The 14,193-nt window shown below is 42.8% G+C and carries 9 protein-coding genes; 5 read left to right on the forward strand and 4 right to left on the reverse strand.

The features are described from left to right. Position 1 precedes the first annotated feature (1 nt). On the forward strand, positions 2 to 655 hold the full coding sequence (locus H8706_RS04845) for a single-stranded DNA-binding protein (RefSeq protein WP_262431817.1): 654 nt from the start codon (positions 2 to 4) through the stop codon (positions 653 to 655). Positions 656 to 1,142: 487 nt separating this feature from the next. Here H8706_RS04845 and H8706_RS04850 read toward each other — a convergent pair whose 3' ends face one another. The 4 genes from H8706_RS04850 to H8706_RS04865 form a co-directional block, all read right to left on the reverse strand. Then, positions 1,143 to 2,870, reverse strand: a complete 1,728-nt coding sequence (locus tag H8706_RS04850; RefSeq protein ID WP_262431721.1) for a sensor histidine kinase — start codon at positions 2,868 to 2,870, stop codon at positions 1,143 to 1,145. After that, positions 2,848 to 4,407 (reverse strand): response regulator, encoded by a 1,560-nt coding sequence (locus tag H8706_RS04855; RefSeq protein ID WP_262431722.1) that lies wholly within the window; start codon positions 4,405 to 4,407, stop codon positions 2,848 to 2,850. Before H8706_RS04855 ends, H8706_RS04850 begins: the two co-directional genes overlap by 23 nt. A gap of 16 nt (positions 4,408 to 4,423) precedes the next feature. Beyond that, positions 4,424 to 5,365, reverse strand: a complete 942-nt coding sequence (locus H8706_RS04860) for a hypothetical protein (protein ID WP_262431723.1) — start codon at positions 5,363 to 5,365, stop codon at positions 4,424 to 4,426. Positions 5,366 to 5,763: 398 nt separating this feature from the next. Further along, positions 5,764 to 7,503, reverse strand: a complete 1,740-nt coding sequence (locus H8706_RS04865; protein ID WP_262431724.1) for a sensor histidine kinase — start codon at positions 7,501 to 7,503, stop codon at positions 5,764 to 5,766. Between the two features lie 214 nt (positions 7,504 to 7,717). On the opposite strand from H8706_RS04865, the gene H8706_RS04870 reads away from it, so the two are divergent. The 4 genes from H8706_RS04870 to H8706_RS04885 all read left to right on the forward strand — a co-directional run bounded on the left by H8706_RS04870 (position 7,718) and on the right by H8706_RS04885 (position 14,193). Then, entirely contained in the window at positions 7,718 to 9,214 is a 1,497-nt protein-coding gene (locus H8706_RS04870) for an extracellular solute-binding protein (RefSeq protein ID WP_262431725.1), read from the forward strand. Between the two features lie 12 nt (positions 9,215 to 9,226). Beyond that, positions 9,227 to 10,180: an ABC transporter permease gene (locus H8706_RS04875; RefSeq protein ID WP_178347740.1), complete on the forward strand. Its 954-nt coding sequence runs from the start codon at positions 9,227 to 9,229 to the stop codon at positions 10,178 to 10,180. An 18-nt stretch (positions 10,181 to 10,198) separates the two neighbouring features. Continuing rightward, on the forward strand, positions 10,199 to 11,104 hold the full coding sequence (locus H8706_RS04880) for a carbohydrate ABC transporter permease (protein WP_262431726.1): 906 nt from the start codon (positions 10,199 to 10,201) through the stop codon (positions 11,102 to 11,104). A gap of 293 nt (positions 11,105 to 11,397) precedes the next feature. Continuing rightward, the gene (locus tag H8706_RS04885; RefSeq protein ID WP_262431727.1) at positions 11,398 to 14,193 is read left to right on the forward strand and encodes a stalk domain-containing protein; all 2,796 of its coding nucleotides are present in this window, start codon (positions 11,398 to 11,400) and stop codon (positions 14,191 to 14,193) included.

Raw genomic sequence — 14,193 nt, forward strand, 5'->3', positions numbered from 1 at the left:
AATTTTGGATAATGTTAATGTAAATAACGAGGTGCATCTTGCCGGAACAATAGTAAGCGCTCTTTCTTTCAGTCACGAGGTGTACGGCGAGAGATTTTTAACGTTTTGTCTTAAAGTTCCGCGGTTGAGCGATATTTCCGATTACATAAACGTCACGGTTTCGGAGCGTCTTATAAAAGCTATGGATTTGTCCGCCGGCACGTCGGTCGAGATTGACGGGCAGTTCCGTTCGTATAATAATTATTCGTCCACGGGAAACAGGCTTCTTTTGACGGTGTTTGCGCGCGATATTGCGCTGTGCGCCGATGATGATTTTAAAAACCCGAATTATATTTATTTAAACGGGTTTATCTGCAAAGCGCCCGTTTACAGAATTACGCCGTTCGGACGCGAGATAACCGATATTTTGCTCGCCGTCAACCGCGCGTATAATAAGTCGGATTATATGCCGTGTATCGCGTGGGGCAGAAATGCGCGTTTTTCGGGAAATCTCGCGGTGGGCGACAATATAAAAATCTGGGGACGCATACAAAGCAGAGAATATCAGAAGAAAATTTCCGAGGAGGAAACGGTCACCAAAACCGCGTTTGAAATTTCAATTTCAAAAATGGAGGTTATTCAGAAAGACGAAAAGAGTGACAGCGAGATAGTGTGAGGGGAGGGGGAGGAGCAAAGGAGCGCCTTTGCAATCCCTATTTTAAATTTTGATTTATTGTATCATATCAAAAACAGATTATCGTTATTTTTCTTTTTGCTCCGCAGGCACCGCTTTTAGCGTAAAAGCGGTGGGAAAACGTGGGGGTTTCGATTCCCCCACACCCCTAAACGACAAGGGCTTTGCCCTTGACCCGTTCTGCAAACGAAAATTTTTCGGCTAACGGTTTGTTTTCGGTTTTTGTTTGAAAAATATTTCGATAATCTGTTGTTTGAATGATTTGTTTGTTGCAAGGGGTCTTGGGGTGGAACCCCAAGCCGTTTAGGGGTGCGGGGGAATCGGAACCCCCGCGCTTTTGCGGCACTTTTACTCTAAAAGTGCCATAAGCGGAGCGAATTAGTAAAATAACAAACTTTATGTTTTTGATATGACAAGACCATTCTAAAAATCACAACCCCAAAACAGGGGTAACAGGGGATTTATCCCCTCAATCCATCTGCGGTTTTATCAAAATCTCAACCGTTGTGCCTTTGCCCTTTTCCGATATAAATTTCAATCCGTAACCCTCACCGCAGGCGAGTTTCAAACGTCTGTTAATATTGCTTATTCCGTATCCCGAACTGCCTTTTTTCGGTTTCAATTTCGCGGTTAACGGGTCAAAATCCATACCGCACCCGTTGTCCGAAATCACAAATTTAATATCGCCGTTATCCGTCAAAAATCCTTTAACGCTTATTTTTCCGCCCTCCGACATTTTGTCAAATCCGTGCTTTATCGAATTTTCAACGATAGGCTGAAGAATGATTTTCACCATTTTAAGCTGCATAATTTCGCCGCTTATATCGTATGTAACCTCAAATTTATCGGGAAAACGCATATTTTGTATAACGAGGTAGCTTTTAAGGTGCGTAAGCTCCTTTTCCACCGTGATAACCTCCATACCGCCGTGGAGTGCAATTCTGAAGAAATTCGCCAGCGCGTAGATGATTTTATACGTTTCGGTGTCGTTTTTCATCAGCAAAATCCACGATATGGAATCGAGCGTATTATAGATAAAATGGGGGTTAATCTGTGCCGACAGCGCGCTTAATTCCGCAATGCGCTGTTTTTCTTTTTCGTCCTTGATGTTCTCTATAAGCCTGCCTATTTTCCGCGTCATATTCTTAAAAACGTTCTCCAATTCGCGTATTTCGTAAAGCTTGAACATCGGTTCGTATTCAGTGGGCGATTTCTCGAACGAATACATATTTTTTATGAGAATTTCAATCTCCGACAGCAGTTTTTTCGACACGATAACCGAAAACGGAATACTGAAAACTATCGCCGCAAAAAGCAGAATTATGAGAAACATATTGAGCGTTTTGAGCATATTGTCAAAAACAGTTTTGGGCGTGATTGTGACGATTTCAAGTCCTTCTATAATGGAATTTGCGTCAACGGCGCGGCGGCTCATAAGATAGTGCTTGCCGATTTCGGTGTTTTCGCCGTCGAAAAATTTATCGCTGAGAAAAATTTCCGACCCTATAAGCGACTTATTGCTGTGCGACAGAATTTTTCCGCCGTGCATAATAAACACCTCTCCGCCGTCCAGGGTGTAGGTCTGATACATCTGCGACAGCGCGCTTTCGGGGATATACATAACAAGCTCGCCGGCGGTGTAATTTGTGTTGTAGTTGCGCATTTTCACCGCGACCGCAAAATAGTAGTTTCCGCCGTATTCAAAGCCTTCGGACATATACATTTTGCCCGAATTTACGGTTTTTGTTATTTCGTCAATGTTTTTAAGCGCAATATCCTCGGGAATGGGGCAGAAGTGGAAAACCTCGCGCTGTTTGTCAACAATGCTTATGCCCGACATCAGCGTGTTGTTTTTAAGATATGCCGAAATATTGTCCGAAATGCGCGCGTATTTTTCATCGTGCGTGAGATTTTTGTTGAAAAGCGTGACGTAAAGGCTGTTTTTTGCGGTAAAATAGAGCGACTGCACATTCGCGCGGTAAACAAACGACGAAATATTGTCGGAAAATTCCGCCTCGATAGAGCCCACATAGTTTGAGATGTATTTTTGCATAACGTAGTTTGAAATATAGCTTTTTGACATGCTGAAAAGAAGTATTGACGGCACGAGTGTGAATATCAATACAACTGCGTTTAAAAGTATTCGGTACGAAAAAAGGTGCAGAAGTTTTTGTTTAAGCCTGTTTATTTTTTTCAACCCCTATTTGCCGGTCAGCCTTAAATTCGCGGTAAAGATTGCTGAAATATTTCGCGTCGGAATATCCCACAAGACTTGCTGCCTCCGAAATTTTGTATTTTCCCGTTTCAATTAAAATATCCGCCTTGCGCATACGGTAAAGTGTGAGATAATCATTAAACGTCATACCCGTTTCCTGCTTAAAGCACCGCGAAAGATGGCGCGTGCTCACAAAAAGTGCGTCCGCCGCCTCGCGGAGCGTTATATGCGTGTCGTATTTGTCGTGGATAAGCGCAATGGTTTCTTTCACCAAAATATTGTTGGTTTCAATGGAAAAAATCTTGCTTCGGCTTTCTATCGAGCGGATAATTTCATACAGCCAGTTTTGAATATCCACAATAATTTCAATCTGTTCAAGCTCCAAAATCGGCTTTACAATGCGCCCGAACATAAGCATCATAGTGTCGGAGTCGGGCGCAAAGGTTTTGATTATCATAATCGCGGTTTCGGCAACCGTGCTTTTCACCGACGAAACGGGAATGTTCATTCGTTTTATAACGTCGGAAAAATATTCGTCCAAAATACCGCGCGCACCGTTAAAATCGTCCGACTTCATTGCGGATATAACCGCGTCGGCATTTATGGTTGGTTCGCCGTTTATGCCTGCGCGGTACAAAATATAGTCGATAATGCGGTTGTTGCCCATAATCGCCTTTTGCGCCAGCACCTGATTGCACTGTTCATACGAGCGGAAAAGTTTGTTCGCGCGTCTGAAAATTCCGCTTATGCCGATTGTTACGGTAAATCCCGTCTGCGCGCTGAAATTTGTAAGAATGTTGTTTAATGTTTTAATCGCCGCGTCATAGCAATAGTCGTTTTTAACCGATATGACAAGAGCGTATTTCATATTGTCCACAAAGCATTTTATAATGTGGTTTTCGCTTATGCTTACTTCGTAGTCGATTATTTCGGTGAGTGACAAAAATGCCTTTGTTTTTTCGCTTGCCGGTTCGCTTTTGCGGTCGATTGATATGAGTGCGGTCATATAGTTTCCGTCGGGAAAACGGTACTGCGGATTGTCCTGTACAACCTTTTCGTAGTCCGCGCCGTTCAAAAGCTTTAAGGTGATTTTCTCCTCCAAAAGAGTGTTGTATGCCATAACTTCGCTTTTGGTTTTGCGCTCGGCAAAAATTTTGTCGCGCACTTCGCCCATAATTTTATAAAGCTTGTCAATGTCAACCGGCTTTAAAAGATAGGAATACGCGTTCGCCGCCATAGCCTCCTGAACGTAGGAAAAATCGTCGTAACCGCTGATTACGATAATTTCACAGTCGGTTTTGCGCTTTTTAAGCTCGCGCAAAAGCTCAATTCCGTCCGACTGCGCCATACGTATGTCGGTAATAACCACGTCGGGCGACAAAATTTCGGTAAGCTCTATCGCCTCATCGCCGTTGGACGCTTCGCCCGCGATTTCAAAACCGATGCTTTGCCAGTCTATTATTTTTTTGAGTCCCTGCCTTATGATAACCTCGTCGTCAACCAATAAAACTTTCAGCATATCAAACCTCTGTTTTTTAATAATAATTTTGCATTTTCAGCCTTATTTTTTCAAGCTGCATTTTCATACTTTTGGAAAGCATACTCACCGCGAAATATCCGAGAACAAGCGCAAAAATGAGAATAAGCGTGTAAATTAAGGCAAGATTTTTTGTATATCCGGAAATCTGCGAAATATCGTCTTTTACATAAAACGTAAAAATGCCGTCCCCGGTACCGGCTTTGGTAATGAGGCTTTTTTTGCCGTTTTTTGCAAACTCACCGTTAAGGTGCGAAATGCTCTCGGCATTTTTCTTTTTTTCGTCCGCGTTCATTTTGGAAAGACGCAGAAACGCGCCGTTTCGGTTTGATTTCAGCATAACCGCCGAGTGATTTGCAAAGTTGTTTTCCACAGAAAAACGGTCGGAAAGATAGCTTGTGTCAACTTGAAAAATAATGTAAATAACGTCCTCGCCGGCAGGAATTTTGCGCGCCAGCAAAAGAAAATCGGGCGCGTCGGTTCCGCTTTCGGCAATGTGCCAGCCTATGCCGTTTTCGTCAAAATCGGTGCTTTTCGCGGCGGCAATGTCAATATCGCGTATGTTGAACATTCCGACGCTTGCCGGAATGTTGTAGTATAAAAGCTCGTCGTTGCGGTAGACCACGAAAGATGTAAAATAAGGACTGCTCGCGCCGTAGGACGTGAGCGCGCCTATATACGACGAATCGTGCGCGCGGTAGTGCTCGGGATTGTCCAGCTTTAAGTCGGCAATGATGATAGAGTTCATTTCTTCGATGTTTTTTATTGCCGTTTCCGCGTTGCTCGCCTGCTGTTTTGATATGCGCACCGATTTTTCCACAAAGTCGTCGGTCAGGATTTTTGTGAACGCGCCGTAGGACGTCAGCGTCATAAAGACGATAAACAGTGCGATAAAAAGTATTGTATATATTTTTATACGGTTGTCAAGATTGCGAATCATATATTCACCCGATTAAAATTATAATATTACAACTACAGTATAACAAAGTTTTTGTGAAAATTCAAGTGAAGTAAAAGGACATAGAAGTAGAATAGTGGGACATAAAGTGTAGGCAAAGGAGTGCCTTTGCAATCCCGTGTTTTTGAATTTGAATTTACCCTGTCATATCAAAAACAGGTTATCGTAATTTCTTGGTTGCTCCGCTTTTCTCTGCTTTTGGCGCAAAAGCAGAGGGAAAACGCGGGGGGTTCGATTCCCCCTATCTCGCCTGCCGGCTCGGTCGGCGCTAAACGTTTGCCACCGGCAAACAGCGCCCCACAACGACAAGGGCTCTGCCCTTGACCCGTTCTGCAAACGCAAATTTTTCGGCGAACGGGTTGTCTTTTTAAAATTATTCATTACATATCTTCGTTATCCGCGTTGATTGCACGGATTTTTACAATTACGCGCGTAAATTTGCCGGGCTCACTCTCAATGCTCAATCCGTACTGCGCGCCGAAAAACAATTTTAATCTCTTATCGGTATTCGCAACGCCGACGCTGTACGAATTTTGCAGCAGTATATCTTCAATTTTATTTTTCTCAATTCCGACGCCGTTATCCTCGATATAAATATACACGTCGTCATCTTTTTTGTCGGCTGTAATGCGGATATATCCTTCGGGAACGTCTTTTTCCAAAATTCCGTGCTTTATTGCGTTCTCCACAAGAGGCTGGAAGGTGATTTTCGGTATCAGCATATTTTGAATTTCGTCCGGAATGTCAGCCTCAAGCTTAATCGAATTGTCGTGCTTGAAATTTTCAATCGCGGTGTAATACGAAATATGCTTGATTTCGCTTTCGATTTTCACAAAATCGCTTTTGTTGTGCAGACTGATTTTATAAAATTTCGACAGATTTTTTATAAGATACGTTACGTCGTCGGGCTTGTTTTCCTTTGCAAGATACTGAATAATATCCAGCGTGTTATATAAAAAATGCGGTTTAATCTGCATTTGCAGAAAGTTAAATTCATATTTTTTGAGCGTTTCGGAATAATTCGTGTTGTACTCCACAAGGTTGTCAATGCTTGTAACCATATTGTTAAACGCGCCGATTGCCTCGTTCAGCTCGGTGTTTGAGCTTTCGTAATTTTTAATCTGCTTAAGCTCGCCGAAATTTGCACGTTTCATAGCGTTTATCAGCGTGTCGAGCGAGCGTATCACCGAACGGCTGGCATAGTGCGCCGCTGCATACGACGCAAGCGCGATTACCGTTAAAATTATAAACAAAATCACAAACATAAAATATGCGTCTTTGTACGCATTGCTTTTGCTTTGCACCGTCACGGTGGCGTAGTTGCTGTTTTTGGTGACGCCCTTTATCGCAAAATAGTTTTTGCCGTCGATTTTCACCGTACTCCGCACATCGGGCGTGAGATTTAAAAATTCCGCCCTCGTCTTTTTTGCATATCCGTCCTTCGCAGTGGAGCAAAGCACATTTCCGCGCTTGTCGGTGAGAACGGTGTCGCAGTTTTGTATGGTGGTATCGTGAAGAAGCTTTTCAAAAATTTCCATATCCGCCGAAACCTTTATGTAGCCTGTGATATCGTTGTAATTATCGGGGTTGTAAATTGTGTTGATGATGCAGAGCTTATCCTTGCCGTCGGAATTTTCGGTAAAATAGAAAAACTTCGGCGTTGTTTTGATAAGGTCTTTGTACCAGTCGGTGTTTTCCACGTTTGCGGTTTTGTCCACCGTCACGCCGTCAAAGTTTATGCACCCTTCGTTTACGGGGTAGAGCGTGAGCGAAAGCGGAATACTGTAATTTGAAAGCGTCAAAATAAACGTATCCTGAACATATTTGTAATTTCCCTGACGTTCAAAAAGACTCGTAACCTCTTTTTGCGACAGAATATCGGAAATATCGGTGTTGTAGCTTGCGTAATGCACGCAGTTTTCCATACTGCTTATATAGTTGTAAACGTTTGACGCGGTGATGTTTGACGAATATTTCATATTGCGCCATATGTCGTCGGTCGTTTTCACAACGAAATACGAAACCGAGATGACAAAAAACGAGATAAACGCCACCGAGATGAGCGAAATCTGCGAAATAAAAAGCTTGTGCTTTATGCTTGAATTTTTAAAACGGGGCATATCGGTACGGCTCCTTTTTATGCAAATTTATATCATATAAAGTTTATATCATATATATGTCCGGTTATATCATGATTATATGTAAATTTCACCTCCGTGTCAAGTGGGTGCAAAATATTACACTTTATGTGAGAAATACCCACTTTACACTAAAAATCGGATATGCTAAACTAAATGTAAGATGAAAATAATATCCCCGAAAGGAAGATGGAAAATGAAACTGACAAAGAGAATTGTTTGTTTGGCACTTGCGTTTATTATGTGCGCATCATTTGCAGGGTGCGGAAACGGCAGTGAGGAAGCAAACGGAAAAATCACGAAACTTAAAATGATACTTGTGGGTGAAAAACCTGCCATATACGACGAAATTTACGGAAAACTGAATGAAATGCTCCGTAAAGATATCGGCGCGGAGGTTGAAGTGGAATATTACAACTATTCCGACCTTCAGCAGAAATATTCGCTCCTTTTCTCGACAGGCGAGGATTTCGATATTGTTTTTGCGGCAGACTGGGTAAAATACAATCAGCAGGCGGCGAAAAACAGTTTCATGGAAATCACCGACGATATGCTTAAAAAGAATGCTCCCAAAACATATGAAACCTTAACCGAAAGAATTAAAAACGAGGCAAAGGTTAACGGCAAAATGTATATGATTCCCAATACCGCGTCGGAATACAGTACATATGTTTCGCTTATCAGAGGCGATTTGAGAGAAAAATACGGTATGGACGAAATCAAGACGGTTGAAGATTATGAAAAATATCTTGAAAACGTTGCAAAGAACGATAAAAACATTATCCCGCTCGTAAACATTGTTGCGGTGGGTTCGTTCTGGGGCGCCTACAAAGACGGTACGGATCGCTTTGAAACTCCCAAGGGCACAGAAATTTACTACGACATTGCGACCGGTAAATTCACCAAGAGAGAGTTTGAAGATTATTATAAAAATCAAATCCGCAAAACGAGAGAGCTTGTTGAAAAGGGTATAATCCCTGCGGATATAGTTGCGAACAAAACCACAGACAATATGTTTGAAAACGGAAAATGCGCAACATATGTAAAAAATCTCGAAACCTCCGCGTCGATGGCTAAAAAGCTCCGCGCACAGCATCCCGAATGGAAAATCGAAATCTGCGATTTTTCGGTAGGCGCAAAGAAAATTGCAAACTCGGCAGTGTCGAACGGTCTTGCGCTCAACCGTGCAACCAAAAATGCAGACAAGGCTTTGCAGTTTATCGAGCTTTTGAGAAACGACAAAAGATATTTTGATCTTACATGGTACGGCATTGAGGGCAAACACTGGAAAGCTGACGGCGACAACGGATATATCTCGCTCAACGCAGACCTTCCCAAAGAGCAGAAATACGAGCCGGGCTGTGTATGGGGCTGGAAAAACGAATCTATGATGAGAGTTGACAAAACGGATATTCCCGAAAAACAGGAAATTCTCGCACGCTGGAAAGAAGAAACGGTTGACAGCGACATTCGCGGATTTGTGTTTGACGACACAAACGTAAAGACCGAAATGGCGTCAATATCATCTGCGGCGTCACAGTACGGCGGCCCTTTGTATAACGGTATGATAGAGGCATCAAAGCTTGACGCGTCGTTTAAAACATATCAGGAAAAACTCACGCAGGCAGGCATAGACAAGGTTTTTGAGGAAACCGAAAAACAGTACAAAGAATATCAGAAAACATTAAAGTAGGTGGCATTTTCAATGAAAAAAGTTAACACAAAGGCAGGTACGGCGCTTAAAAGAAACACCTTTCTGCACGAAGTGTCAAACAACAAAATTCTTTTGCTTATGATAGCTCCGGCAATACTGTATTTTTTGGTTTTCCAGTACATACCGATGTTCGGCGTAATTCTTGCGTTCAAAAAATACGACTACGCGCTGGGAATACTCAAAAGCGAATGGATAGGTTTTAAAAATTTTGAATTTTTCTTTAAAAGCGGTCAGGCATACACCGTTACGCGCAATACATTTCTGTACAACATCGTGTTTATTCTTCTCGGAAATGCAATGCAGCTTGCCGCGGCGATATTTTTAACCGAAATAGGCAGTAAAAAGGTACGCAAAATTTCGCAGACCTGCATATTCTTCCCGTATTTTATATCGTGGGTTGTGGTCGGCGCGTTTGTGTATAACCTTTTCAGCTTTGACTACGGTATGGTAAACGCTGTTCTTAAGGCGCTTTCAATAGAGCCTGTAAACGTTTATTCCGAACCGAAATACTGGCCGTTTATACTGGTTGTTTTAAACACCTGGAAAGGTCTCGGCTACGGCTCGGTTGTGTATATGGCAACAATCACAGGCATAGACACGTCCGTCTACGAGGCGGCGGAAATCGACGGCGCAAGCATTATGAAACGAATTTGGCACATCACCATTCCGTCGCTGCGCGCAACTATGGTGACGCTGGTTCTGCTTGCTCTGGGCAGGGTTTTCAGAGGAAATATGACAATGTTTTACAGCCTTGTGGGCAACAACGGGCTTTTATACAACTACACCGACGTTATCGACACGTTCACGTTCAGAACGCTTTTGTTCTCAAACGATATAGGTATGTCGTCGGCGGTAGGTTTCTATCAGTCGGTACTGTGCTTTGTGTTCATAATGCTCGCAAACGCTGTTGTAAAGCGTATTGACAGCGACAGCGCACTGTTTTAGGAAAGGGGGAAAAAGACATTGAAAAGTAATAAATTGGACAAAAAGCCGATTGAATACAGAGTTTTCATCGCGTTTGCATACATATTTGTCGTAATTATCGCGCTTTTGGGAGTAATTCCGTTTATAATGCTGCTTTCAGGTTCTTTTACCTCTGAATCCTACATTGTAAATCACGGTTATTCGCTTATACCGAAAGACTTTTCGGTTAACGCATATAAAACAATTTTTGAAAATCCGCAGAGAATTGTAAATTCATACGCGGTGACAATTTTCATCACGGTTGTAGGAACGGTGATTTCGCTTTTCTTAACCGCTATGACGGCATACGTTTTGCAGAGAAAAGATTTTCCGTGGCGAAACAAAATTTCGTATTTTATATATTTCACCACGCTTTTTTCGGGCGGTCTTACTCCGTGGTATATGCTTATGATGAAATTCGGAATGAAAAATAACCTTGCGGCGCTTATCATTCCGCACCTTTTTTCGGTGTTCAACATTCTTATCGTGCGAAACTATTTAAACGGAATACCGCATGAAATATCGGAATCGGCAAAGGTGGACGGCGCAAACGATTTTCTTATTTTTATAAAGCTTATCATTCCGCTTTCAAAACCGGTGCTTGCCACAATAGCGTTGTTTACGGGACTTCTGATATGGAACGAATGGTATAACTGTATGCTCTTTATAAGCGACCAGAAGCTTTACACACTTCAGTATTATCTTTATAATATGCTTAACAACGCAGCGGCTATGAAAGAGCTTGTTTCGGGCACAAGCGTAGACCTTTCGTCGGGAGCGGAGCTGCCTGCCGAAAGTGCAAAGCTTGCAATGGCAATAATCGCAACAGGCCCGATACTTCTGCTTTATCCGTTTATTCAGAAATACTTTGTAAAAGGTATTGTAATAGGCGCGGTAAAGGGATAATTAGGCATCAGATGATCGAACCTCGTGTGGTTTAAATAGGCAAATTTTCCAAAATACTGCGTTGAAAAGCTATGTTATACGTCAGTATTAACCCAGCTTTTCGCCTTGTCTTTTAAAAAATTTGCTCTATTTAAACTCTTCGACCTTCCATTTTAAAAATTATTTGAATTTTCGGTGCGGAGGACGAAGATAGGCTGACGCCTTTCGAGGACGACAAGCCGAAAAGGCATGAAATTTTTAAAATGCAAGGCATACGGAGTTCGATCCTCTGATGCCTATTGGAGGCAGAGTTTATGATAAAAAAAGCAATTTCGTTTTTAATTCTGTTATGTATGCTTATTTCTGTCTTTCCCCTCGGCGTTTTTGCCGAGGAGGACAGAACATTTTTGTTTAACGGCGAACCGTCACAGTTTGACATCGAAGAAAAAGACGGAATTTATATGATTTCGTCAAATTTCGCCGAAACTATGGGCATTGACAAAATAGCATACAATAACGGTGAAAAAACAGTATTTTCAAAAGACAACGTATCGGTTATATGCGAAAATATGAGCAAAACCGTATACATAAACGGCACGGCAAGGGAGATAAGCGGCGCGCCGTATTTAAAAAACGGTGTTCTTTACGTTCCGCTCGACACGGTTGTAAAGGCGCTCGGCTTTCAGATTAAATACGACGACCTTTTAAATACTGCCGATATTTACGTTGCGTCCGAGATAGAAAAAACGGTGAACAATGCCGAGGTTATAGACGGAATGTATCTCTCGGACGAGCTGTTGTCAAACACGTCGTTTGAGGAGGATTTTGTCCTTAAAGGCGGTTGGTCAAACAGAGTGTCCAGCACGGTTATGCAGTCGGCGGACGTTGTTCACTCGGGAAAATTTTCGGGTATGGTAACAAAAAGACCGTCTGGCTGGGCGTCAATAGGTCAGGACGTAACTCAAATTATGAAGGAATACGGAACAGGAAAATACCGTATCCGCGGATTTGTCCGCACGAAGGACGAACCGTGCAATATGACAATTAAAATTCAGGTGCAGACAACTGACAGCCAAAAAATCAATTCAGAGGAAACCGAGGGCGGTGTTTTAATCGTCAATAGCGACGGATGGACGGAATTTGACTATATTGCCGATTTGGAGTGGGATTTATCTGTTTCGCTGGCGACATTTTACTGTGAGGCAACGTCGAACACCGGTAAAACCTGCGAGGTTCAGGATTACTACGTCGACGACTGCTCTCTTACCAAGCTTATGAGTGAGGAGGAGTATTACGCAGTAGTTGAAAACAAGGTTAAAGAAAAAGACGAAGCGGAAGAACTTGAAAATGAGAAAAACGCACGGGCGAACGAAATTTTGGAAAAATACAAAGACGACGCGCTTGATGTTTATTATCCCGCAGAAAGCCGCGAAATTTTGAAAAATCCGTATAAAGGACTTATAATTTATCCCGGCAGACAGCTCTTTGACGAGGAGTCGGCAAAGTGGGGCGGAGGCATAGGCTCGATTTTGTATCACCGATATTCGTGGTGCTATATGGAACCTCAGGAGGGCGTTTACAACTGGGATATTTTAGACAAAAACATTGCTCTTTGCCAAAAATACGGTATGCAGTTAGGTCTCGGCATAGGCTCGACGGTAAACTTTAACTCGACAACAAACTACAATCAGGATACACCCGAATGGGTTTTTGAGGCAGGATGCAAATATATCCTTGAGGACAGGGGAAACGGCTGTGTTTTGAAAATCCCCGACTATGACGACCCGATTTTCCGCGAGAAAATGCAGAATATGATAGATGCGTTTTCCGAGCGTTACAACGACAACGAAACAATCGCATACGTCGATATGCGTAATTACGGCAACTGGGGCGAGTGGCATTTTTATAAATTCCCCATCAGCGATAAACTTGACAAACAGAGAACGAACAAAGAATTTTTTGCGTATGTGGATATGTTTAAGGATATGCGTCTGCCGGCGCTTTCGTTTGTTGCAAAACCTGACGTTACAAAGCACGCGCTCGATACATTCGGCGCAGGCATACGCGGTGACGGTCTGGTGTCGCCCGCGGAAATGGATAAGCACAAAAATATGAACCTTGTCGAGGGCAAGGCAATGGCGGTCGGCGAGTGGTTTGAGCAGTACGCAACGGTGTATCAGCCGGGCGGAAAATACGCGGCATATTTCGATTTTGTGCCCATTCTTTTTGAACGTCAAATCCGCGAGGGACACATTTCATCCATTGCGTTTTTGAACTGGGATGCAAACAACGCGTACAAACTGTGGAAAGATATGTACGACCGCGCGGCGAATTATGTCGGATACTGGTATAAACCTGTAAAAATCGAACATTCAAAGGATATAACAAAGGGTATTTTCAAACTGAAGGTTAAAAACGACGGCGTTGCGCCTCTTTTTGCAGGCTATGAGAAAAAGGCAGTTGTAAAGCTTGCGCTTGCCGACAAAAACAATAAAATTTTAGATACCGTAACGCTTGAGGGAATTGACCCGTTATACTGGAATCCCGGCGAAATGACCGACTGTGTGGGCGAGTATGAATTTAAAAACACCGACGGCGGAGAAAAGCTTCTTTTCGGTGTGTTCACGCGTGAGCAAAACGAAAATCCAAACGTTAAACTCGGCATTAACGCAAAAGTTGTAAACGGCTGGTATGACATCTCGTCAATGTCAAAAAGCGACAGTGCGAACGTTGCACACAACAAGCTGTTTTCGGCGAAAGAGCTTTATGCCGACGAGGGATACGGTTTCCGTCAGCCCGACTATGCGTGCGACAACGATATGTCCACCTACTGGGCTAACAAATGCGCAAACGGAAATTATCTTGAAATTGACTTCGGCGAGGAAAAGAGCGTTTCACAGGTTTCTTTGACATCGGCGGAAAATATTAAGGTTAAATATTCGATAGAACTTTTCCGAAACGGAAAATGGACAGAGGTTTCAAACGGCGTTTCAATTTCGTCCAAAGGCACGAATGTGAAATTCAGGACGGCAAAGGGCGAAAAACTTCGCTTTGTTATAGACGAGGACAAAGACGCAGTTGTGAAAATCTGTGAAATGAAGGTTTGGTAA

Source organism: Qingrenia yutianensis (assembly GCF_014385105.1).
GTDB lineage: Bacteria > Bacillota > Clostridia > UMGS1810 > UMGS1810 > Qingrenia > Qingrenia yutianensis.

Coding starts and splice junctions, on each gene's coding strand:
- H8706_RS04855 (WP_262431722.1), bottom strand. CDS start 4,407: ATGCTGAAAGTTTTATTGGTTGACGACGAGGTTATCATAAGGCAGGGA.
- H8706_RS04860 (WP_262431723.1), bottom strand. CDS start 5,365: ATGATTCGCAATCTTGACAACCGTATAAAAATATATACAATACTTTTT.
- H8706_RS04865 (WP_262431724.1), bottom strand. CDS start 7,503: ATGCCCCGTTTTAAAAATTCAAGCATAAAGCACAAGCTTTTTATTTCG.
- H8706_RS04870 (WP_262431725.1), top strand. CDS start 7,718: ATGAAACTGACAAAGAGAATTGTTTGTTTGGCACTTGCGTTTATTATG.
- H8706_RS04875 (WP_178347740.1), top strand. CDS start 9,227: ATGAAAAAAGTTAACACAAAGGCAGGTACGGCGCTTAAAAGAAACACC.
- H8706_RS04885 (WP_262431727.1), top strand. CDS start 11,398: ATGATAAAAAAAGCAATTTCGTTTTTAATTCTGTTATGTATGCTTATT.